This is a genomic window from Streptomyces sp. NPDC006012, from assembly GCF_042871185.1.
In the GTDB taxonomy this organism is placed as follows: Bacteria; Actinomycetota; Actinomycetes; order Streptomycetales; family Streptomycetaceae; genus Streptomyces.
This window is the reverse complement of sequence record NZ_JBIAIE010000021.1, coordinates 23,997-46,714: the sequence shown is the minus strand read 5'-3', so window position 1 is coordinate 46,714 and position 22,718 is coordinate 23,997. Positions and strand designations below refer to the sequence as shown.

At 73.7% G+C, this 22,718-nt stretch carries 17 protein-coding genes; 10 read left to right on the top strand and 7 right to left on the bottom strand.

The window, feature by feature from the left end; genetic code table 11:
* The first annotated feature begins 83 nt into the window (after window positions 1-83).
* The 4 genes from ACFYPJ_RS28840 to ACFYPJ_RS28825 all read left to right on the top strand — a co-directional run bounded on the left by ACFYPJ_RS28840 (window position 84) and on the right by ACFYPJ_RS28825 (window position 4,023).
* Window positions 84-179: a putative leader peptide gene (locus ACFYPJ_RS28840; RefSeq protein ID WP_389023217.1), complete on the top strand. Its 96-nt coding sequence runs from the start codon at window positions 84-86 to the stop codon at window positions 177-179.
* A 114-nt stretch (window positions 180-293) separates the two neighbouring features.
* Window positions 294-1,535, top strand: a complete 1,242-nt coding sequence (locus ACFYPJ_RS28835) for an LLM class flavin-dependent oxidoreductase (RefSeq protein WP_389023214.1) — start codon at window positions 294-296, stop codon at window positions 1,533-1,535.
* A gap of 20 nt (window positions 1,536-1,555) precedes the next feature.
* Window positions 1,556-2,935, top strand: coding sequence for an NtaA/DmoA family FMN-dependent monooxygenase (locus ACFYPJ_RS28830; protein ID WP_389023211.1), 1,380 nt, complete (start codon window positions 1,556-1,558; stop codon window positions 2,933-2,935).
* Window positions 2,932-4,023, top strand: coding sequence for an LLM class flavin-dependent oxidoreductase (locus ACFYPJ_RS28825; RefSeq protein WP_389023209.1), 1,092 nt, complete (start codon window positions 2,932-2,934; stop codon window positions 4,021-4,023). Before ACFYPJ_RS28830 ends, ACFYPJ_RS28825 begins: the two co-directional genes overlap by 4 nt.
* 178 nt (window positions 4,024-4,201) lie before the next feature.
* On the opposite strand, the gene ACFYPJ_RS28820 is transcribed toward ACFYPJ_RS28825, so the two are convergent.
* A complete protein-coding gene (locus tag ACFYPJ_RS28820; RefSeq protein ID WP_389023207.1) occupies window positions 4,202-5,317 on the bottom strand; it encodes a M12 family metallopeptidase in 1,116 nt (371 codons plus the stop codon).
* A gap of 70 nt (window positions 5,318-5,387) precedes the next feature.
* Here ACFYPJ_RS28820 and ACFYPJ_RS28815 point away from each other — a divergent pair, with 70 nt between their 5' ends.
* Window positions 5,388-7,343, top strand: coding sequence for a LuxR C-terminal-related transcriptional regulator (locus ACFYPJ_RS28815; RefSeq protein WP_389023204.1), 1,956 nt, complete (start codon window positions 5,388-5,390; stop codon window positions 7,341-7,343).
* A 37-nt stretch (window positions 7,344-7,380) separates the two neighbouring features.
* Here the strand turns inward: ACFYPJ_RS28815 and ACFYPJ_RS28810 are convergent, their stop codons facing one another.
* Window positions 7,381-9,984: a CHAT domain-containing protein gene (locus ACFYPJ_RS28810; protein ID WP_389023201.1), complete on the bottom strand. Its 2,604-nt coding sequence runs from the start codon at window positions 9,982-9,984 to the stop codon at window positions 7,381-7,383.
* 132 nt (window positions 9,985-10,116) lie between these two features.
* Here ACFYPJ_RS28810 and ACFYPJ_RS28805 point away from each other — a divergent pair, with 132 nt between their 5' ends.
* Genes ACFYPJ_RS28805 through ACFYPJ_RS28795 form a run of 3 tightly spaced genes read left to right on the top strand, consistent with a single transcriptional unit; the run spans window position 10,117 to window position 12,751 of the window.
* Complete coding sequence (locus tag ACFYPJ_RS28805) at window positions 10,117-11,556, top strand: S8/S53 family peptidase (RefSeq protein ID WP_389023198.1); 1,440 nt, start codon at window positions 10,117-10,119, stop codon at window positions 11,554-11,556.
* Window positions 11,553-12,194 carry an RNA polymerase sigma factor gene (locus tag ACFYPJ_RS28800; protein ID WP_389023195.1) on the top strand — a complete coding sequence of 214 codons (642 nt, stop codon included), beginning with the start codon at window positions 11,553-11,555 and terminating at the stop codon, window positions 12,192-12,194. The genes ACFYPJ_RS28805 and ACFYPJ_RS28800 overlap by 4 nt, the downstream gene beginning before the upstream one ends.
* A 5-nt stretch (window positions 12,195-12,199) precedes the next feature.
* Window positions 12,200-12,751 (top strand): hypothetical protein, encoded by a 552-nt coding sequence (locus ACFYPJ_RS28795; protein WP_389023393.1) that lies wholly within the window; start codon window positions 12,200-12,202, stop codon window positions 12,749-12,751.
* Window positions 12,752-12,974: 223 nt separating this feature from the next.
* Here the strand turns inward: ACFYPJ_RS28795 and ACFYPJ_RS28790 are convergent, their stop codons facing one another.
* The 5 genes from ACFYPJ_RS28790 to ACFYPJ_RS28770 all read right to left on the bottom strand — a co-directional run bounded on the left by ACFYPJ_RS28790 (window position 12,975) and on the right by ACFYPJ_RS28770 (window position 19,826).
* Window positions 12,975-13,772 (bottom strand): N-formylglutamate amidohydrolase, encoded by a 798-nt coding sequence (locus tag ACFYPJ_RS28790; RefSeq protein WP_389023192.1) that lies wholly within the window; start codon window positions 13,770-13,772, stop codon window positions 12,975-12,977.
* 261 nt (window positions 13,773-14,033) lie between these two features.
* Window positions 14,034-16,253: an NADP-dependent isocitrate dehydrogenase gene (locus tag ACFYPJ_RS28785; protein WP_389023189.1), complete on the bottom strand. Its 2,220-nt coding sequence runs from the start codon at window positions 16,251-16,253 to the stop codon at window positions 14,034-14,036.
* Between the two features lie 387 nt (window positions 16,254-16,640).
* On the bottom strand, window positions 16,641-17,747 hold the full coding sequence (locus ACFYPJ_RS28780) for a mechanosensitive ion channel family protein (RefSeq protein ID WP_389023187.1): 1,107 nt from the start codon (window positions 17,745-17,747) through the stop codon (window positions 16,641-16,643).
* Between the two features lie 270 nt (window positions 17,748-18,017).
* Window positions 18,018-18,782 (bottom strand): crotonase/enoyl-CoA hydratase family protein, encoded by a 765-nt coding sequence (locus ACFYPJ_RS28775; RefSeq protein WP_389023184.1) that lies wholly within the window; start codon window positions 18,780-18,782, stop codon window positions 18,018-18,020.
* A 66-nt stretch (window positions 18,783-18,848) separates the two neighbouring features.
* The gene (locus tag ACFYPJ_RS28770) at window positions 18,849-19,826 is read right to left on the bottom strand and encodes a YbhN family protein (protein WP_389023181.1); all 978 of its coding nucleotides are present in this window, start codon (window positions 19,824-19,826) and stop codon (window positions 18,849-18,851) included.
* Between the two features lie 275 nt (window positions 19,827-20,101).
* On the opposite strand from ACFYPJ_RS28770, the gene ACFYPJ_RS28765 reads away from it, so the two are divergent.
* Complete coding sequence (locus ACFYPJ_RS28765; RefSeq protein ID WP_389023390.1) at window positions 20,102-21,979, top strand: ABC transporter ATP-binding protein; 1,878 nt, start codon at window positions 20,102-20,104, stop codon at window positions 21,977-21,979.
* 101 nt (window positions 21,980-22,080) lie between these two features.
* Window positions 22,081-22,425: a GNAT family N-acetyltransferase gene (locus tag ACFYPJ_RS28760; RefSeq protein WP_389023178.1), complete on the top strand. Its 345-nt coding sequence runs from the start codon at window positions 22,081-22,083 to the stop codon at window positions 22,423-22,425.
* Window positions 22,426-22,718: the final 293 nt, after the last annotated feature.

Below are 22,718 nucleotides of genomic sequence, written 5' to 3'. Positions count from 1 at the left end.
GCCCCTGGAACATCTCCCGAGGCCTGTGTGTTGTGACTCACGACGACATCCGCGAGGCGCCACCGCGCCCCCTGAAGGAGGAGATGACGGACGTGACGACCGTCCTGCACGCCGTGCACCTCCACTCCCGGCCGCACATCGACCTCCAGCGCGTGGCCGGCGCGCTCTGTCGCCGCTGACCTTCCACCGCCTCCGGCCCCGGGCACCCCTGCCCCGGCGGCCGTCAGCCGCCGTGCCCCGCCCCGCCGCCGGCCGGCGATCCCGTGTACGGACTTCCAGGAAGGCACCCACTCGTGTCCTCGCCCTCTGCTGCCCCCCTGCACCTCGCCGTCGCGCTCGACGGCACCGGCTGGCATCCCGCCTCCTGGCGCGAGCCGGTCGCCCGCCCCCGCGATCTGCTCACCGCCGGCTACTGGGCCGGCCTCGTCGCCGAGGCCGAACGCGGCCTGATCGACTTCGTCACCATCGAGGACGGCCTCGGCCCCCAGTCCTCCCGCCTCCGCGACCGCGACGACCGCACCGACCAGGTACGCGGCCGGCTCGACGCGGTCCTCGTCGCCGCCCGCGTCGCACCGCTCACCCGTCACATCGGTCTGGTGCCGACGGTGGTGGCCACCCACACCGAGCCGTTCCACATCTCCAAGGCGATCGCCACCCTCGACTACGTCAGCAACGGCCGGGCCGGCCTGCGCGTCCGGATCACCGGGCGCCCCGACGAGGCCGCCCACTTCGGCCGGCGCAGCATCCCCGGGATCGACGCCTACGACAGTCCGGCCGCGCAGGACCTGTTGACCGACTGGTTCGACGAGGCCGCCGACTACGTCGAGGTGGTCCGCCGGCTCTGGGACAGTTGGGAGGACGACGCCGAGATCCGGGACACGGCCACCGGCCGTTTCATCGACCGCGACAAGCTGCATCACATCGGCTTCGAGGGCCGGCACTTCAGCGTCAAGGGCCCCTCCATCACGCCCCGCCCGCCGCAGGGACAGCCGCTCGTCACCGCGCTGGCCCACCGGAGCGTCCCGTACCGGCTCGTGGCCCGGCAGGCCGACGTCGGCTACGTCACCCCGCACGACGCCGGACAGGCCCGTGCGATCGTCGCCGAGATCCGGTCCGAGCAGGCCGCCGCCGGCCGCGCCGACCAGCCCCTGCACATCTTCGGCGACCTGCTGGTCCTCCTCGACGACGACCCGGCGAAGGCCGCGGGCCGCCGCGCCCGCCTGGACGAACTGTCCGGCGAGCCGTACACCGCCGACGCCCGGATCTTCGCCGGCACACCTGCCGGACTCGGCGACCTGCTGGCCGAGTGGAGCGAAGCCGGGCTCACCGGTTTCCGGCTGCGGCCCGCCGTGCTCGGCCACGACCTGCCGCGGATCACCCAGGGCCTGGTGCCCGAACTCCAGCGCCGGGGCCTGTTCCGGCACGCCTACGAGGCCGGCACCCTGCGCGGGCTGCTCGGGCTGGCCCGACCCGCCAACCGTTACTCCTCCGGGCACTCGGCTTCGCTCGTGCCCGGCAGCACCCCCATCGCCTGAGCCGGAGGGACCGCACCGACATGAGCAAGCCGCTGAAGCAGATCCATCTGGCCGCGCACTTCCCCGGCGTCAACAACACCACCGTGTGGAGCGATCCGGCCGCCGGCAGCCACATCGAGTTCGGCTCTTTCACCCACTTCGCGCGCACCGCCGAACGCGCCAAGTTCGACTTCCTGTTCCTCGCCGAAGGTCTCAGGCTCCGCGAACAGGGCGGGCAGATATACGACTTGGACGTCGTCGGCCGCCCCGACACCTTCACCGTGCTCGCGGCGCTGGCCGCCGTCACCGACCGGCTCGGCCTGACCGGCACCATCAACTCCACCTTCAACGAGCCCTACGAGGTGGCCCGCCAGTTCGCCAGCCTCGACCACCTCTCCGGCGGCCGGTCCGCCTGGAACGTGGTCACCTCCTGGGACGCCTTCACGGGGGAGAACTTCCGCCGCGGCGGCTTCCTGCCGCAACAGGAGCGGTACTCGCGTGCCAAGGAGTTCCTGGCCACGGCGAACGAGCTGTTCGACTCCTGGCACGGCGACGAGATCCTCGCCGACCAGGCGGCCGGCACCTTCCTGCGGGACGCGCAGGCCGGCGCCTTCGTGCACCGGGGTCGGCACTTCGACATCCACGGCCGGTTCAACGTGCCGCGCTCACCGCAGGGCCGGCCGGTGATCTTCCAGGCCGGCGACTCCGAGGAGGGCCGTGAGTTCGCCGCGGCGAGCGCCGACGCGATCTTCAGCCGGCACGCCACGCTCCAGGCCGGCCAGGCCTTCTACACCGACGTCAAACGCCGCCTCGCCGCCCACGGCCGGCGCCGCGACCAGCTGCTCATCCTGCCCGCGGCGACCTTCGTGCTCGGCGACACCGACGCCGAGGCCGAGGAACTGGCCGGCGAGGTGCGCCGCCGGCAGGTCAGCGGCGCCACCGCGCTCAAGCACCTGGAGTTCGTCTGGAACCGCGACCTGTCCGCGTACGACCCGGAGGGCCCGCTGCCGGAGATCGACCCGAGCACGGACGAGGAGCACATCTCGCGGGGCCGCGCGCAGGTGCGCATGTACCGGGACCCGCTGGCCACCGCCCGCGAGTGGCGGGAGCTGGCGGAGGCGAACAAGTGGTCCATCCGCGACCTGGTCATCAACACCGGCAACCGGCAGACCTTCGTCGGCTCCCCGGCCACCGTCGCCCGGACCATCGACGAGTACGTCCAGGCCGACGCCTGCGACGGCTTCATCCTCGTCCCGCACATCACACCGGGCGGCCTCGACGTGTTCGCCGACACGGTCGTCCCGCTGCTCCAGGAACGCGGCGTCTTCCGCGCCGACTACGAGGGCACCACCCTGCGCGACCACCTCGGTCTCGCCCATCCGGACGACGCGCGGGCCGACCGCCGGCGGGTCGCCTCGTGAAATTCCTGGCCATCACACTGATTGTGCACCGCCCGGATCCGGTCACGGGCGTACAGAAGCCGACGCACGACCGGTTCCGGGAGGTCGTCGACAACGCGGTGCTCGCGGAGGAACTCGGCTTCGACGGCTTCGGTGTGGGGGAGCGGCACGAGCGGCCGTTCCTCTCCTCCGCACCGACCGTCGTCCTCGGCCACCTCGCCGCACTCACCCGCCGGATGCGCCTGTTCACCGCCGTGACGACGCTGAGCCTGCTGGACCCGGTCCGGGCCTACGAGGACTACGCCACCCTGGACCACCTCGCCGACGGGCGCCTGGACCTGATCATCGGCAAGGGCAACGGCACCGCACAGCGCGAGCTGTTCCACGTCACCCCCGAGGACCAGTGGGAGCGCAACGCCGAGAGCTACGAGGTGTTCCGGCGGATCTGGCGCGAGGAGAAGGTGACCGCGAGAACCCGCTTCCGGCCGGAGCTGACGGACGCCGAGGTCTGGCCGCGCCCCTACCAGCAGCCCGTCCGGGTCTGGCACGGCAGCGCCACCAGCAGGCAGAGCGTGGACCTCGCGGCCCGCCACGGCGACCCGCTGTTCTCCGCGAACGTCACCCATCCCGTCGAGCCGTACGCCGAGCTGATCCGCCACTACCGGGAACGCTGGGCGCACTACGGCCACGACCCCGCCGCCCTCACGGTCGGTGCCGGGTCGGCGGGCCTCTGCGTCGCCCCGACGAGCCAGCAGGCGCTGGCCGCGTACCGGCCGGTCTTCGAGAGCAACCTGGCGTTCCAGCGCGCCACGGGCCTGCCGGTGGTCTTCGAGACCCTGGAGGACTTCGCCGCCCGCAGTTCCGCGCTGATCGGCAGCCCGCAGCAGGTCATCGAGAAGGTGCATCGCTACCACGAGCGGTTCGGGCACACCGTGCAGCACGTGTCCGCGGACGCGGCCGGACTGACGGACGCCCGGCACCGGGACTCACTGGAGCTGTTTCAAGCGGAGGTGGCCCCGGTGCTGCGCCGGGACATCCCGGACCCGCCGTTCGACTGGGGCCCGGTGATCGCGCCGCCCCGTCCCGGGCCCGTACCCGGCGCACCCTGAGGGTGACACCTGCCATGGTCGTATGGCGCGGTCGAGAACGTCACCAGCGACATCCAGCCGAGGTACTGCTCCCCCGAACAGTGCCTGAGCGACGTCGTCCCCCGTAGGTGACGTCCTCGACCGCTCCCCCGGGTGCCGGACCGTGGTCCAGGCGCCCGCGTGACGCGGTTCTGTGCTGTCACCAGCACATGACCGCCGTTTCCCCGGTACCCCAAGTGGAGTACAGGCGGACGCGGACGAAATAGCGGCGGCCCTTGACGAGCCTGACCTTGAGCACGGCGTTGTGCGGCGTGCCCCCGTCGTCCTGTCCGGCGAGATAGCGTGGCTCGCCGTCGCGTTCCTCGAAGGCGACGACGACGCTGTCACCGTCACCGAAGGTGCCCACCGCGTAGTCGCGGGTCTCCGGCGGGTCGACGGTGAAGTCGGCCTGTCCGCCCGGCCCCAGGCTGAGCGGCACCGACCGGAACGGCACCAGCGCGCGATGCGGATCCGCCCGGTCGAGCCGGTCCGCGACCGACGGCGGATCGGCGGGCGGGTACCAGCGCAGTACGAACTCCTTGTCGGCCGGGGACAGCGTGCCGGCCGAGTGCAGCCCGCCGCGGTACTGCTCGGGCTCCAGCACCAACCCCGCCTCGAAGGGGTACGCCATGATGGACTGCGGGTCCCAGACCGATCCGTTGACCTCGGCCGCGTCCAGCTTGCGCAGGATGTTGAAGAACGTCCGGTCCCGGTTCCAGAAGTTCGGCGGGCCCGCCAGGTCGGCGTACACCGCCTCGTCGTCCCAGTGGATACCGGCCAGCGGGCTCTGGTGCTCGTGCTGCATGCCGAGCGCGTGCCCTATCTCGTGCAGCGCCGTGGCCCGTTGACCGGGCAGGGTGAGGTCCCAGCCCAGGTTCATGGTGCGCTCGTTGAGACCGACCGCGAGCGCGTCCCGGCCCACTTGCGACCAGGAGCCGTCCCCGTACTGGAAACCGATCCGCAGTTCGGCCTCGCGGCGGTCGGTGACCTCGGCGAACGTCACGCCGATGCCGAGGTCCTGCCACTGCCGGAAGCACTCCCTGACGATGTCCCGCTGTTCCTTGGCGCCGGCCCAGGAGACCCAACGGGTCTCCCCGGACCCCGGCACGTGGATGACCGACCCGTCGCTGTCGGCGTCGTAGAAGCAGTAGTGCAGCACCGTGCCGTTGACCCACATGCGCCGCCCTGCGACGAGCGCGCTCCACCGCTCGGCGGCCAGCCCCGGTGTGAAGGCGGGGGCCGGCTGCTGCGGGAGTGAGCAGTAGCGCTGGGTCATGCGCCAAGACTGCCTCCGCTTGCGGCCCGGCGCCTGAGTCGGGGGCTACTCAAGTCCTCCTGTATCAAGGATGAGTATCCGGACTCTCCATGACGTGACGAATTTCGTGCAGGACGCCAAGACCCTGGAACTGCCCTGGCCGTTCACCGGCCGGGAGGACGAACTCGAAGTGATCCGCCGGTCCCTGACCGCCGGCCGGCACGGCATCGTGGTGACCGGCCCGGCGGGCTGCGGCAAGACCCGGCTGGTCACGGAGGCCGTGCGGGGCAGCGACTGCGTCCGGGTGACCGGGACCCCGCAGACCCGCGGACTGCCCTTCGCCGCGTTCGCTCCGCTGCTGCCCGAGACGGCCTCGCTGCACCGCGCGGTGCGGCTCCTGTCCGGCGTGCGTGTTCTCGTGGTCGACGACGCCCATCTGCTGGACGAGGCGTCGGCCGCCCTGGTCCACCAGCTCGCCGTGCACGGCCGCACCCGCCTGGTCGTGATCGCCGCCGACCGGACCCCCGTCCCCGGCGCGGTGTCCCGGCTGTGGACCGGCGAACTCCTGCCGCGGCTCGCCCTGGAGCCGCTGCCGCACGAGGAGACGGCCCACCTGCTCGCCACCGGCGCCACCCTGGAACCGCTCACGGTGCGCCGGCTGCACCGGGTCTGCGGAGGCGACCTCAGGCTGCTGCGGGACCTGTCGGGCGCGCTGCGCACCCAGGGGCTGCTGACCCGCATCGCCGGCACGGACGAGTGGGCCTGGCGCGGCCCGGTGCCGATGACGCCCACCGTGCGCGAGCGCGTCGCCCGCGTCCTGGACCGCCCGCGTCCCGACGAGCGCGACACCCTGGAACGCCTCGCCTTCGCCGAACCCCTGCCCCTGCACCTGGACGACCTCGGCCTGGACGCCCTCGAACGCGTCGAGGCCGACGGCCTGGTCCACATCGACGACCAGGGCTTCGCCCACCTCGCCCACCCGTTGCACGGCCCGGCCCTGCGCGCCGTCGCCGGACGGCTGCGCGCCAGGCGGCTCGCCCGCACCCCGCAGCAGTGCGCCCGGGCACTCGCCGACGAACAGCACACCCTGGCCCGGCGGATCGCGCAGACGGACGTACGGCCCCATCCGGCCCCGGTGGGGGAGTGGCTGGTCGCGGAGGGCGCGACCGTACCGGCCGGGTACGCGGCGGTACGGGCCCGGTTCGCGCGGCTGCGCGGGGAACTGCTGGAGGCGGCGGCCTGGGCCCGGGAAGGGCTGCGGGAGGCACCCGACGACGCGGCCTGCCGCGGCGAACTCGTGCTCGTCGCCACCCAGTCCGGCGACCCGGGCCGGTTCCACCGCGGCTGGGGCGAGCGGGACTGCGGGGGCGGCGGCCACGCCGCCGGCGGCGCGTCGGCGGCGGACGGCACGGCGGCCTGGGCCGCGGCGGCGCACGGCGACCTCGACGGCGCCGTCCGGGCACTCGGCGGCAGCACCCACGGCCACCAGGACGGAACGCAGGCCGCGGACCACCCGGACGGCGCCGCTGGCCTCGGCGACGGTGACGTGTACGCCCGCTACGACGCCGTACGCCTCGGCGCCCCCGAACTGGCGGCCGGCCGGCTCCCCGGTGACGGCGTGCTGGCCCGGCACGCCGACGCGCTCGCCCGCGGCGACGGGCCCGCCCTGGACCGCGCCGCCGAGGCGCTGGAGGAACGCGGTTTCCTGCTGTTCGCGGCCGAGGCCCACGCCCAGGCGGTACGGGCGCACCGCGACCCGCGCGCCGCCCGCACGGCCCGCACCCGCGCGGTCGCCCTCGCCCGCCGCTGCCAGGGCGCCCGCACCCCGGCGCTGTCCGGTCTGGTCCTCGGTGAACTCACCGCCCGGCAACGGCAGATCGTCACTCTCGCCGCGGCCGGGCTGACCAACCGGCAGATCGCCGAGAAGCTGACGCTGTCCGTGCGGACCGTGGGCAATCACCTCTACAGCGCCTACACCCGTCTCGGTGCCAGCGACCGGGGCGCGCTGCCCTGGCTGGTGGAGCTGCCCGACACCGCCTCGGCCTGACCCGGCGGCCCCGCCGGCCGGCGGGGCCGCGCACCGCTCATGCCGCGCCGAACGCCGCGAACGCCCACCCCGTCGCCTGGTGGACGGCGTCGCCCGGCACCGCCGCCCGCGCGTCGCGCAGGGCCTCGGCCAGGGAGAGCCCCGCGTCGAGGCCCTGGTGCAGGGCGAGCATCAGCGGCACCACCGCGGCGTCGTTGACCGGGGCGCTGCTCGCCACCACCCCGGCCGTGCCCAGCGGGAGCAGCGCGGCGACCAGACCGAGCAACTCGTCGGCGCCGACCGAGGCGAGCCGGGCCGTGTCGCAGCTGGAGAGGATGATCCGGTACGGGCTGCGGGCCAGCCGTTCGAAGTCGTGCACGATGAGCGGCCCGTCGGCCATCCGCAGCGAGGAGAACATCGGGCTGTCCGCGCGGAACGTGCCGTGCGCGGCGATGTGCGCGAGCGCCGCCCCGTCCAGCTCCCGCAGCACCCGCGGCACCCGCGCCTCGTCGTGTTCGAGCACCGTCGCCGCGCCGTTGCGGCCCGCCAGGTCGGGCACTTCGGCGCCGCCCGTCGCCAGCCCCGGCCCCCGCACGAAGACCTGCGGGCCGCCCGGCGGCGCCTCGGTCTCCCGGGCCCGCAGCCAACTGCCCGCCGACGGCGAGACGCTGAGCACCCGGTCGCGCAGCGCGGGCAGCAACGCCCAGGGCACCCGGTGCAGCGCCCCCGGCGGCACGATCACCACCGGGCCGCTGCCCAGCCGGCGCACCGCACCGCCGAGCAGCAACTCCTGGAGCCGCAGGCCCGCCGCCTCCACCAGCGGCAGCCGCGCCTCCGCCCCGGGGTGGGCGAGCCGCCGCAGCCCCGCCTGCACGTGCTCCGCCTCGGTCAGCGCCGCCGCCAGCGCCCCGCCCTCGAACCGCCGTACCCGCCCCTGCCCGCACAGCAGCACATGCACCCGCCCGTCCAGCACGGCGAGTTCGACGAGCGTCGTGTCACCGAGCCGCTCCAGCAACCGGGCCGAGTCGAAGCGGCGGCCGTCGCCGGGCGTGGCGCCGTGCATGTGATGGGTCCGCGAGCGGATGTCCCGTTCCAGGCGCCGCTGTTCGCGTTCCAGGGCGGGCACCGGACGGCCGTCCATCCGGGCGGCCTCCGCGCGGGCGGCGATCTCCCGGAACGCGGTCAGCCCGCTCAGCAGCGACGGGTCGGCGGGCGGCCGGGTCGGCGGCGCGGACAGCACCGTGGCCCGCCAGCGCTCGCTCCACTCCAGCAGCCGCCGCGGACCGCCCCGGGCCAGGACGGCCTGCTGGGCCAGCGCCGCCAGCTCCGCGCCCTGCGCGGTGGCCCGGGCCCGCAACTCCGAGGCGCCCAACGTCATCCGGTGGTCGTCGAGCACGTCGAGCCCGCGCCGGCAGGCCTCCAGCACACCCCGTACCGAGCCGGCCGCCCGCGCCCGCAGCGCCTGCGCCGCCCAGCCCGTCATGCGGGCCAGCGGCGGACCCGCGTTCCTGCTGCGCGCCGCCAGCGCCAGATGCCGCTCCGCGTCCGCCGTCCAGCCGAGGCCGAGCGCCATCCGGCCCGCGAGCAGCGACGCCTCCGGCGCGGCGGGCGAGCCGAAGGACGCCAGCCGTTCGGCGACCGCCGCGGCGTCCGCCACCAGCCGCCCCGAACTGCGCCCGGACGCCATCCGTGCCTCGATCAGCACTAGCCGGGCGTGCGTCTCCCACCAGGAACGCCGCTGCGCCGCGAACAGCCGTACGGCGACGGCGGCGCGGGCGATCGCGGTGTGCGCGTCGCCCGCCGAACGGGCGGCCCGGGCGGCGGCCAGCAGCAGTTCCGCCTTGCGGGTGGACTGCCCGCCGATCCCGTCTAGCGTGGTGATCGCCGTGTCCGCCTCGGCCAGCGCCTCTGGGGCCAGCCCCGCGGCCATCAGCACCTCGCACCGCCGGATGTTGAGCATGAAGGTCGGCGTGCCCAGCTTGGCGTACCGCTCCTCGGCCTCGTCCAGCAGCCGCAGCGCGGCCGGGATGTCGCCCGACCGGAAGGCGGCCAGCCCCCGGCTCTCCACCGCGTCGGCCTTGTCGTGCTCCTGGCCGGTGGTCTCCCACAACTGCTCCGCCGCGGTGAAGTCGGCGTCGGCCCGGTCCACCGCGCCGAGCGCCAGGTGCACGGTGGCCCGCAGCGTCAGCGCCCGCGCCGTCCAGATGACGTCGTCGGCCTGGCGCAGCACGGAGATCGCCCGGCGCACGTCCTCCAGTGCCGTACGGTGTCGGCCGAGCACCCACCAGACGTAGGCGCGGCGGTACAGCACCCGGGCCCGGGTGTGCCCGGTGCCTCGCGCGACGCCCTGTTCGAACGCCGTCAGCCCCTGCCGCGTGCGCCCCGCGTGCACCAGTGCGACCCCGAGCGTGGCCAGAACGTCCGCCTCACGCTCGGCCGAATCCGCACGCGCCGCCAGGTCCCGGGCCCGCCGCAAATGGACGAGGGCGATCCGCAGGTCACCGAAGTCCCGCTGCCAGATGCCGATCACCTGGTGGGCGACGGAGGCGTGCAGCGGCGGCGGGCCGGTCTCCAGCACCCGTTCCGCCCGCGCCAGAGCCTCCATCGGGGCGGCGAACACCATCGGCAGCAGTTCGAGAACCGAGTCGCTAGCCGCTGTCACGCCTCGGATGGTAGTGGTCCAGGGCAGGCACGTCACACGGGTCCGCCGCCGTGAACGGCGGTACGGGCTGTATCAGCGGACGGCTGTCCGGCTCTGTATGAGGACCGCCGTCCCAATGGGGGAGGACACGCCATGGCACCTCAGCGATTCCACGAGCAGTTCGACCAGATCCAGCGCTCGATGCCCGACATCCCACTGGCGATGGGACCGGACGACTCCGCGGAGTTCTTCTACGAGAAGGGCGTCGTCCTCGCCCGCGACGGCGAGGAGGCCCGGGTCGTCGAGGAGACGGTGCGCAACCACTTCGCCGCCAACGCCGGCCTGGTCTCCGACGACGTGCGCAGGGCCGGCCCGGACACCAACCGGACCGGGATCACCCGGATCCGGGTCGGCGACCCCGGCCGCGGGGACCGGGACGGCGACCCGGCGGTCGGGCACGCGCTGCGCGCCCTGCGGGAGGCGGAGGGACGCCGCGGACACCGGCTCGTCAGCCGCAACCACGTGGTCTCGATCTCGGTCAACGCCTGCCCCGGGGACGAACCGGTGCCCGCCCCGGCCGGCGAGGCCCCGAACCCGGCCGCGGACGGCACCCCCTACGACCCGGACACCGCCGTCGGCGTCCTCGTCATCGACACCGGCCTCATGCACGACTACCGCTCCTACCCGCTGCTCGCGCACACCGAGGGCGACGGCCAGATCGAGGAGACCGACGCCGAGGGCGTCCTGCGGCAGTACGTCGGCCACGGCACGTTCATCGCCGGACTGGTCGCCGCCGTCGCGCCCAACACCGACATCACCGTCCGGGGCACCCTGAACGACGCCGGCGCCGTCCTGGAGTCCGAGTTCGGCGCCAAACTCTTCGAGGCCGTCGACCGGGACGGCTGGCCGGACGTCATCAGCCTGTCCGCGGGCACCTCCAACGGCCGTACCGACGGACTGCTCGGCGTCGACGCCTTCATGCGCGAACTGCGCGACCAGGGCACCCTGCTGGTCGCCGCGGCCGGCAACAACGCCAGCGCCACCCCGTTCTGGCCCGCCGCCTACGCCTCGCTGCCCGACTACCAGGACGTCGTGCTGTCGGTCGGCGCCCTGCGCGGCGACGGCGAGATGGGGGCCTGCTTCAGCAACCACGGCCCCTGGGTGACGGCCTACGCGCCCGGCGAACGCCTCGTCAGCTCCCTCACCGGCTTCGACACGCCCGTGCCGTACGTCTACCAGCACACCACCTACGACGCCTGCCGGTTCGGCTTCACCTACGACTGCACCTGCCGGTCCCCGCGCCACCGGGGCGTGCTGAGCGAGGCAGGCGCCGACGCCGCCGCGGGCGACCCGGACCGGGCGACGTTCGAGGGGTTCGCGCACTGGAGCGGCACCTCGTTCGCCACTCCGGTGGCCGCCGGACTCGTCGCCGCCCACATGACCGCGCACAAGGAGAGCGACCCGCGCGCGGCCCACCGGCAGTTGCTGGACGCCACCACCGCGTACGCGGAAGTGCGCGGGGCGCACGTCCCTGCGCTCCGGCCGCCGACCTGGCGCCCGGTCAAGGTCACCCGACCGGCGCGTTCCGCATGACGGCCGGAGGTGCCCTCTGCACGGCGTACGATGACTTGCCGTACACGAGGGGTGGCGCCGTGGAACGAGCAGAGGTCGGCGCGCTGGTCCGGGCCGCGACCGACGGCGACGCGGCGGCCTGGAAAGCGCTGGTGGAAGGACTGAGTCCGTTGGTGTGGGCCGTCGTGCGCGCCCACCGGCTGTCCGACGCCGACGGCCATGAGGTCTATCAGACCGTGTGGTTCCGCTTCGCCCAGAACCTGGCGCGGATCCGGGAACCCGAGAAGGCCGGATCCTGGCTCGCCAGCACGGCCCGGCACGAGTGCCTCAAGGTCATCAAGAGCCTCACCCGGCTGATGCCGACGGACGATCCGCTCGTCCTGGACCGGGTCAGCGAGGACCGCACGCCGGAACAGACGCTCATCGACTCCGAGGAGGCGGCCGCCGAAGCCGAACGCGTCCGTCGCGTGTGGCAGGAGTTCGAGAAACTCGGCGACCGCTGCCGGCAGTTGCTGCGCACCCTGATGGCCTCGCCGCCGCCCAGTTACGTGGAGGTGTCGGCGGCCCTGGGCATCGCGGTGGGCAGCATCGGCCCGCTGCGCCAGCGCTGCCTGCGCCGGCTGCGGGCCCGGCTCGACGACGAACGAGGGGCGGTGTGAACGGCATGCACGAGGAGAACACCGGGCACGGCGGGAACACCGGGCATGGCGAGGACGGCGGGTACGGCGGGGACGGGAGGTACGGCGAGGGCGGCGAGGGGGCGGTCGACTTCGACGAGGCCGAGTTCCGCGACGGACTACTGGAGGAGGAGCTGCGGCAGGCGGCCGCAGTCCTGGACCCCGTCCCCACCGAGCTGCGGCAACTGGCCCTCGACGCCTACGCGCTGCACGACCTCGACGCCCGCGTCGCCGAGCTGATCTTCGACTCGCTGGTGGACGCCCTGCCGGTCAGGGGCGTCCTGGACGCGCCGCGGATGCTCACCTTCCGCGCGGGCGAGCTGACCGTCGACGTCGAGGTCACCGAGCAGGGGCTGATGGGGCAGGTGCTGCCGCCGCAGTCGGCGCGGATCGAAGTGCTCGGCGGACCGCAGACGGCCGTCCCGGTCCCCGTCGACGAGCTGGGCCGCTTCACCAGCGACGCGCGCCTCACAGGCCCGTTCGCGCTGCGGCTGCGCACCGGCGCGGACGTGATCGTCACCGAGTGGCTGCGCGCCTGAGGAGCCGGTCCACCGGCTGACGGGCAGGGGCCCCTGCTGGACGTGCGGGGACGGCCGTTCCCGGACCCTGGCCCGGCGCCGCCGGGACACCCGGCCGGGGCACGGCCGGACGCGGCCCGGGCGGCCGGGCCCGCCCGTCAGCCGGTGGGCGGCGGAGTACGGCCCAGGAGCCGGGCGTGATCCCGCTCCCGGGGATCCCCGGCCGGACGGGAACGCTGGACGGTCAGCGGCCCACGCCGTCCACCAGGGCGGCGAGCGCGCCGGCGAGCCGGTGCAGCCCCGGTCCGGCCGGGCCGCCGGGTTCGGTCATGTAGCCGTCCCGGCGGATCTCCACCATCAGAGCGGCGACCCGGGGCTCCGTTCCGTAGAACTCCAGCGGCACGTAGGTCCCGGCGAAGGGGCTGTCGAGTTCGGTGCCGCCGCACCCGGCGAATGCCTCGCGGGCCAGCTCGGCCAGCGCGGCCGGTGTGTGAAAGGCGTCGGTGCCCAGACAGACCGGGGGCCGGGACCCGCCGCCGTGCAGTTCGTACGGCAGCGGCCAGGTCGGGTAGGAGTGCACGTCGATCACGACGGCCCGGCCGGTCGCGGCCAGCCGGTCCCGTACGGCTTCGGTCATGGCTCGCGCGTACGGCTGGAAGTACCGCTCGACCAGCGGACCGGGGTCGCCGTCCCCGGCCCGCAGCGTCCCCCGCCGGGTGGTCCCGGTGTAGACGGCCCCCATCCCCACGGCGAGCATCTCCTCCCGCTCGTCCGGGAACCGCTCCGGATCCACCACCAGCCGGGACAGCCGGTTCACGAACCGCCAGGGCGTGCTGCCGGCCTGCGCGGCGGCGGCCTCGGCCAGCTCCGCGGTGTGCGCGTCCGTGATGTCGTCCAGCTCCCGTTCCAGCGCGGCGTCGTCCAGCACGATGCCGGCCCGCACGGCCGCCGGGACGGTCCGCGCGGAGTGCGGCACGTGCAGGATCACCGGGGATCCGGCGGCGCCGGGAAGCAGTTCGAAGGACGGTTCGGCGTGGGCCATACGGCTGCTCCCCGGGCGGTCGGCGAGGTGGTGCGCGGTGCACGGTCGAGCGCCACGGTACGCGGTGCGCCTCCCGAGGATCTCCCGCACCGACGCGGCCACTTGCCCCTGACGGGCAGCAGGCGTTCGCTCGGCCCTGGACCGAGCGTTCACGGACGGTGCTCCGCCGGGGCCCGGGGCGCAGGCGGCGGACATGGCTCCGCCCCGGCCGGGCAGTACACCGGCCGGGGCGGAGGCGGGCGGCCCCGGGGGGCCTCAGACTCAGCTCAGGGCGGTGAGCGCTTCGTTCCAGGTGGCCGACGGGCGCATCACCTTGTCGGCCTTGGCCTTCTCCGGCTGGTAGTAGCCGCCGATGTCGGCCGGGGAACCCTGGACGGCGCCCAGCTCGTCCACGATCTTCTGCTCCTGGGCGGCGAGCGTCTCGGCGAACGCGGCGAACGCCTTGGCCAGGTCCGCGTCGTCGGTCTGCCGGGCCAGCTCCTGCGCCCAGTACAGGGACAGGTAGAAGTGGCTGCCGCGGTTGTCGATGCCGCCGACGCGGCGGGTCGGCGACTTGTTCTCGTTGAGGAAGGTCGCCGTGGCGCGGTCCAGGGTGTCGGCGAGGACCTGGGCCCGGGCGTTGCCCGTGGTCTTCGCGTACTGCTCGAAGGACGGCACGAGCGCGAAGAACTCGCCCAGGGAGTCCCAGCGCAGGTAGTTCTCCTTGACCACCTGCTGGACGTGCTTGGGCGCGGAACCGCCGGCGCCCGTCTCGAACAGGCCACCGCCCGCCATCAGCGGGACGACCGACAGCATCTTGGCGCTGGTGCCCAGCTCCAGGATCGGGAACAGGTCGGTCAGGTAGTCGCGGAGCACGTTTCCGGTGACGGAGATGGTGTTCTCGCCGCGCCGGATGCGCTCGACGGAGAACTTGGCGGCCTCCACCGGGGCGAGGATCTTGATCTCCAGACCCTCGGTGTCGTGCTCCGGCAGGTACGCCTTGACCTTCTCGATCAGCACGGCGTCGTGGGCGCGGGTCTCGTCCAGCCAGAACACGGCCGGGTCGCCGGTGGCGCGGGCACGGGTGGCGGCCAGCTTGACCCAGTCGCGGATCGGGGCGTCCTTGGTCTGGCAGGCGCGGAAGATGTCACCCGCGGAGACGGTCTGCTCCAGGACGACCTCGCCGGCCTGGTCGACGAGCCGGACGGTGCCGGTGACCGGGATCTCGAAGGTCTTGTCGTGGCTGCCGTACTCCTCGGCCTTCTGTGCCATGAGACCCACGTTCGGGACCGAGCCCATGGTGGCCGGGTCGTAGGCGCCGTGCGCCCGGCAGTCGTCGATCACGGCCTGGTAGACGCCGGCGTAGCTGGAGTCCGGCAGCACCGCGAGGGTGTCGTGCTCCTGGCCGTCCCGGCCCCACATGTGGCCCGAGGTGCGGATCATGGCCGGCATGGAGGCGTCCACGATCACGTCGGACGGGACGTGCAGGTTGGTGATGCCCTTGTCGGAGTCGACCATCGCCAGCTCGGGGCCCTCGGCCAGCTCGGCGTCGAAGGACGCCTTGATCTCGGCACCGTCGGGCAGGGACTCCAGGCCCTTGAAGATGCCGCCCAGACCGTCGTTCGGGGTCAGACCGGCGGCGGCGAAGGCCGCGCCGTACTTCGCGAAAGTCTTCGGGAAGAAGACGCGCACCACATGACCGAAGATGATCGGGTCGGAGACCTTCATCATCGTGGCCTTCAGGTGCACGGAGAAGAGAACGCCCTCTTCCTTGGCGCGGGCGATCTGTGCGGTGAGGAACTCGCGCAGCGCGGCGACGCGCATCACCGAGGCGTCGACGACCTCGCCCGCGAGGACCGGCACGGACTCACGCAGCACGGTGGTGGAGCCGTCGTCGCCCGACAGCTCGATGCGCAGCGAACCGTTCTCGGAGATCACGGTGGACTTCTCGGTGGAGCGGAAGTCGTCCACGCCCATCGTCGCCACATGGGTCTGGGACTGGTCGGTCCAGGCGCCCATGCGGTGCGGGTGGGTCTTGGCGTAGTTCTTCACCGAGGCGGGCGCGCGGCGGTCGGAGTTGCCCTCGCGCAGCACCGGGTTCACGGCCGAGCCCTTGACCTTGTCGTAACGGGCGCGGATCTCCCGCTCCTCGTCGGACTTGGGGTCGTCCGGGTAGTCCGGCAGCGCGTACCCCTTGCCCTGCAGCTCGGCGACCGCGGCCTTCAGCTGCGGGATCGACGCCGAGATGTTCGGCAGCTTGACGATGTTGGCCTCGGGAGTCCTGGCCAGTTCGCCCAGCTCCGACAGGGAGTCCGGGATCCGCTGGCCCTCGTCCAGGTACTCCGGGAAGACGGCGATGATGCGGCCCGCCAGCGAGATGTCACGGGTCTCCACGGCGACACCGGCCTGCGAGGCGTACGCCTGGATCACCGGCAGGAACGAGTGCGTCGCCAGGGCCGGGGCCTCGTCTGTGTAGGTGTAGATGATGGTCGAGTCAGTCACCGGGTGCTCCGCTCCACGTCTGCAACATTGCTCGACATCAAGATATCTCGTGCGGGCCTCCGGCTCGACAGTGGCTGCCGACTCGGCAGCACCACACGCCCCACGACCGTGGTGATTCCGCCACCCCGCCCCGCGGGGCGGGGCCCCCGTTGCACGGCTCCGCTTCGCCGGCCTGCGTCTGCCGCCGGTTCGCGCTCCCTGGGGGCCGGCGCCGTGCGCCCCGCGATCCCCGCAGGGCCGGACCCGCACGGTCCCGGCACGCGCGGACCGACCCCTGCCCGCCGGCCAGGGGGCGATCAGCCCGCTGGGCCGCGCATTCTCGCGATACGCAGAGGTATGGATGTGTCACGCATGGTGTGCGCCCGCGTGCGACGCGAGGCCACGACGTCAGAGGAGACGGGGGGAGTGGGCGCAGTCCACGTCGTCCGGTTCGTTCTCGTCGGCGCGCTGCTGGGGGAGCACTACCGTCCCCTGCTGGAGCGCGACCGTCCGTGCCGGTGCCGGGATGCGGATGCCCTCCTCGCGGTAGCGCCGGTGCAGGCGCTTGATGAACTCGTGCTTGATCCGGTACTGATCGCTGAACTCGCCCACGCCCAGGATGACCGTGAAGCCGATCCGGGAGTCGCCGAAGGTGTGGAAGCGGATCGCGGGCTCGTGCTCGGGGACCGCGCCGGTGATCTCCGTCATCACCTCCGTGACCACTTCTGCCGTCACCCGCTCGACCTGGTCCAGGTCGCTGTCGTAGGCGACGCCCACCTGCACCAGGATCGTCAGCTCCTGCTCGGGGCGGGTGAAGTTGGTCATGTTCGTCTTCGCGAGCTGGCCGTTGGGGATGACCACCAGGTTGTTGGAGAGCTGCCGGACCGTCGTCTGGCGCCAGTTGATGTCGACGACGTAGCCCTCCTCCCCGCTGCTGAGCCGGATGTAGTCACCGGGCTGGACCGTCTTGGAGGCGAGGATGTGGACGCCCGCGAAGAGGTTGGCCAGGGTGTCCTGAAGCGCGAGGGCCACCGCCAGTCCGCCCACGCCCAGAGCGGTCAGCAGCGGCGCGATCGAGATTCCCAACGTCTGGAGCGTCACCAGGAAGCCGATGGCGAGGACCAGCACGCGGGTGATGTTCACGAAAATCGTGGCCGATCCGGCGACTCCGGAGCGGGACTGGGTGACCGTCCGCACCAGACCGGCGACCACCCGGGCCGTGGCCCCGCTCACCACGAGGATGAGCAGCACCTGAAGGGCCTGCTGGGTGTGGTGCCGCACGGTCGGGGTCAGCGGCAGCACCGCCGAGGCGGCCGCCCCGCCCGCCGCTATCGCCGCCCACGGCACCACCGTGCGCAGCGCTTCCACGACGACGTCGTCGCCGCTCCAGCGGGTCCGCTTGGCGTGCTTGGCCAGCCAGCGCAGCAGCGTCCGGGACAGGAACGCCGCCAGCACGCCCGCCGCCACGGCGATTCCGGCGAGGATCAGGTCGTGCGCGGTGAGTGCGCGGTTCACCGGTCACCTCCGGCGGGGCGACGCGCGGTCGCCCGCGCCTGGAATGGCCGGATGTGAAGTCTCGTCACGTGGTTCACCTGCTCGTTTCCGGGGTGTGCGAGCGCGCCGGACCTACGGTGCGAAGGACCGGCCGCGCCGTTCATCCTGCCGTATCCGTACAGGAGTTCGCACCGTGGACGGCCGGTGCGGACCTCGGGCGGGTGCGCCGGGCGGGGCGCCGCCGTCACCGGAACTCGCGGATTGCGACGCCCCCGGATCCGGATGCGCGGTTCACAGGTCGCTGAAGGAACCGTGCCGGCCGGCGCCCCCGACGAACCGCGCCGCCCCGTCCAGCGCCCCTGCCAGCACGGCCGCCCCGTGCCGGAATTCGCCCCGCAGCGCCTCCGTCTCGGTCAGTCCCTCCTGCTCCAGGACCGACGCCCGGTCGGCGCGCAGACACTCCTGCGGGAAGCGGGCGATGGCCGCGGCGAGGTCCTCCGCCTCGGCGCGGGCCCGTCCGGCGGGCACGACCCGGTCGGCCAGGCCCATCCCGTACGCCTCCCGGGCCGGGACCGGCCGGCCGGTGAGGATCATGTCCAGCGCCCGGCCGGTGCCGATCAGCCGGGGGAGCCGTACCGTGCCGCCGTCGACGAGGGGGACGCCCCAACGGCGGCAGTACACACCGAATACCGCGTCCTCCTCCGCCACCCGCAGGTCGCACCACAGGGCGAGTTCCAGGCCGCCGGCGACGGCGTGCCCGGCGATCGCGGCGATCACCGGTTTGGACAGCCGCATCCGGGTCGGCCCCATCGGGCCGTCGCCGTCCTCGGCCACCCGGTTGGCCCGCTCGGTGCCCAGCGCCTTCAGGTCCGCGCCCGCGCAGAACGTGCCGCCCTCACCCCACAGCACCGCCACCCGGGCCGTCTCGTCGGCCTCGAACGCGCGGAAGGAGGCCGCGAGTTCGGCCGCGGTCGGACCGTCCACCGCGTTGCGGGCCCCGGGCCGGGACAGGACGACGGTGGTGACGTGATTCTCACGCTCCAGGCGGACCGGCACGGACGGCTCTCCTCCCGCGGGCGCCGGCCGGGCCGCACCCGGCCGGCTCGGAGGGCCAACTCTGCCTCAGATCACCTTCAGCCGCACCAGCGCGCCCAGCGTCAGCGCACCCGGCAGCAGCGGCACCCAGACGGTGATGATCCGGTAGGCGAGGACCACCGCGGTGGCGACCGCGACCGGGCCGCCCGCCGCCACCAGGGCCACGATCAGCGCGGCCTCGACGGACCCGAGGCCGCCCGGCGTGGGCACCAGCGCCACCGCCACCGTCGCCGCGAGGTAGGCCAGCGCCATGTGCGCGGGCGCCACCGGCAGGTCGAGTGCCTGCCCCACCGCGGCGAGGCCGGCCGCCTGGAGCGCCGGGAAGGCCAGTGAGCCGCCCCACAGGGCCAGCGCCCGGGACGGACGCGTGTGCACCGAGCGGGCCTCGCCCAGCGCGCTGCGCAGGAAGGACCGCACGGCCGTGCGCAGCCGCCGGACCAACACCAGCGTGCCCGCCGCCACGATCAGCAGCCCGCCGACGATCAGCGCGAGCGGGCCCGCCGCCCCGGCGGGCAGCAGGCCGCCGAGCCGCAGCGCGTGCGGGAAGGCGATCAGCAGGGCGGCCAACAGGCCCACCCGGCCCACGGATTCGGCCAGCAGGTACAGCGCGACCGCGGCCGACGAACGGGCCAGCGGGATCCCGCACACGGTCATGAAGCGCAGGTTGACCGCGCTCGAACCGAGCCCCGTCGGCAGCAGGTGATTGGCCGCGTTCGCCGCCAACTGGGTAGCAAGCAGCCGCCGTTTGGGCAGCGGCTGCACCACCGCTCCCTGCCGGGTGACGGCAGCAGCCACCCAGGTCAGGCAGGTGGCGCCGCCGGCGGCCAGCAGCCAGGGCCAGGACGCGGACCGCAGCTGGCCGAAGCCTTCCACGAGCACGGAACGGTGCTGCACCGCCACCACGACGACGAGTACGAGCGGGGCCAGGCACAGCACTTGGCGGACGGGGAGCCGCCGGAGGAGACGAGGCCGCGGGCGGGGATCGGGGAGTTGTGCCGCTGTCACACCGGGAGAGGCTTTCCGTACCGCCCCAACGGCGGGTAGCCGGATCGGGGACAGCGGATTACATGCGGGAAGCGGGTGGGGGAGGGGCGCGCGGGGTCGTGGTCTCGGGCCGCCGGCCTGGGGCCCCGGCGGCCGTCCGAGCCGCGGCAGGAGGCCGTCAGAGGACTCGGGCCAGGGTCTCCGGCGCGGTCGGGTGGTGTCCGGCTCGGCCCGGGTGGTGTCCGGAAAATATTGACCTCAAGGACGCTTGAGGTTCTACGTTCTCTTCCATGAGCATGGAGACCACAGCCTGGACACAGCTGCACAGCGTGATGACCGCCCAGCAGGAGCGGCGCCCGCTGGCACGTGCCACCCTGCGCCGTATCGCCGTTTTCGCCCGACCCCACCGCCGCCGTATCGCCCGGTTCGTCCTGCTCGGGGTGGCGACGGCACTCCTCGCCGTCGCCACCCCGGTGCTCGCCGGCCGCGTCGTGGACGCGATCGTCTCGCACGGCGAGCAGGCCACCGTCGTCCGGCTGGCCCTGCTGATCGCCCTGATCGCGGTCGCCGAGGCGGCCCTCGGCATCCTCGGCAGGCGACTTTCGGCGACGCTCGGGGAAGGACTCATCCTCGACCTGCGGACGGCTGTGTTCGATCATGTGCAGCGGATGCCGGTCGCGTTCTTCACCCGCACGCGCACCGGAGCGCTCGTCAGCCGGCTCAACAACGACGTCATCGGGGCGCAGCGGGCGTTCAGCAACACCCTGTCCGGAGTGGTCAGCAACGTCGTCACGCTGCTGCTGACCCTGGCCGTCATGCTCACCCTGTCCTGGCAGATCACCCTGCTCGCGCTGGTGCTGCTCCCGGTGTTCGTGATCCCCGCCCGCCGGATGGGCAGCCGGATGGCCCGGATGCAGCGTGAGGCGGCGGCGCTCAACGCGGCGATGGGCACCCGCATGACCGAGCGCTTTTCCGCCCCCGGCGCGACCCTGGTGAAGCTGTTCGGCCGGCCGGAGGAGGAGTCGGCGGAGTTCGCGGCCCGCGCCGGCCGGGTGCGGGACATCGGCATCCGCACGGCGACCGCCCAGTCCGCGTTCATCACCGCGCTCACCCTGGTGTCCTCCCTGGCCCTCGCCCTGGTCTACGGGCTCGGCGGATTCTTCGCGCTGCGCGGCACCCTGGAACCGGGCGCCGTGGTGGCGCTGGCGCTGCTGCTGACCCGGCTGTACGCGCCGCTGACCGCGCTCGCCGGTGCCCGGGTCGAGGTGATGAGCGCGCTGGTCAGCTTCGAGCGGGTCTTCGAGGTGCTGGACCTGAAGCCGCTCCTGACCGAGCGGCCGGACGCGCGGGAGGTGCCCGCCGGGCCGGTGGCCGTGGAGTTCGCGGACGTCCGCTTCGGCTACCCGTCCGCCGACAAGGTCTCCCTCGCCTCCCTGGAGGAGGTCGCCACCCTGGACACGCGCGGCGGCTCCGAGGTCCTGCACGGCGTCTCCTTCCGCGCAGAACCCGGGCAGACCGTGGCCCTCGTCGGCTCCTCGGGGGCCGGCAAGTCGACCATCGCGCAACTGCTGCCACGTCTGTACGACGTCGACGAGGGTGCCGTCAGGATCGGCGGCGTCGACGTCCGCGACGTCAGTGCGGCCTCGCTGAGGGCCACCCTCGGCATGGTCACCCAGGACGGCCACCTCTTCCACGACACCGTACGGGCCAATCTGCTGCTCGCCCGCCCCACGGCCGACGACGCCGAACTGTGGGAGGCGCTGACCCGGGCCCGCCTCGACGAGGTCGTACGGGAGCTGCCCGACGGACTCGGCACGGTGGTCGGCGAACGCGGCTACCGCCTCTCCGGCGGCGAGCGCCAGCGCATGACGATCGCCCGGCTGCTGCTGGCCCGGCAGCGCGTCGTCATCCTGGACGAGGCCACCGCCCACCTGGACAACACCTCCGAGGCGGCCGTCCAGGAGGCGCTGGCGGAGGCGCTGGAGGGACGGACCGCGGTGGTGATCGCCCACCGGCTGTCCACGGTCCGGACGGCGGACCTGATCCTGGTGGTCGAGGCCGGGAACGTCGTGGAACGGGGCACCCACGAGGAACTGCTCGCGGCGGACGGACGGTACGCCGAGCTGTACCGCACCCAGTTCGAGGGACAGGACGCGGAGCTGACAGCGGGCTGAACGCGGCGGCCGGTGCCTGCGGACCCGGCTCGCGGACCGGCGTCGCACTGATCATCATGGGCTACCCTCGGCTGACCGGAAGCAGGAGGGTGTGCGCAGCTGTGAGTGACATCGAGATCCGCGACGACCGGGCGGCGGGCCGTCTGGAGGCCGTCTCCGGTGCCGAGGTCGTCGGCCGCATCGAATACTTCCTCCTGGAGGCACCGGGACGTGCGCTGGTCCCTGTCCACACCGTCGTGGAACCGGCGCACGAGGGCAAGGGCATCGCCGGCTCCCTGGCCCGCGAGCTGTACGCCGTCGCAGACCGCGAGGGCGTGCAGGTGGCCCCGCTGTGCCCGTACGTCGTGAAGTGGGCCGCGCGCCACCCCGCGGAGGCACCCGCGGCCGACGCCGAGCTGCTGTCCGCTGCACACGCCTGGCCGGCGGCGCACCCCGGCCGATTCTGACCCTCCTGAGGTCCGCCGGGCAGGTCCGGCGGACGGCACGGGCTTGGGCGAGTGGCCTCGGCGGTGTCGGGTACCTGGGGACTATCCAGAGGCGATGTGGACTCGCCCAGAGGCGATGTCGAGCCCCTGGCCGGAGGACGTCATGAGCAACCCGCAACCCGAACCCGCGCCCGGACCGGGCCCCCGGCCCCCGGACCCGTACCCGACCCCGGTCCCACCCCCCGAGCCGCCCCCGGCCCCCGAACCACCCCCGCCACCGGGCCCGCCCGCGCCCCGGCCCCCGGGCCCACCCC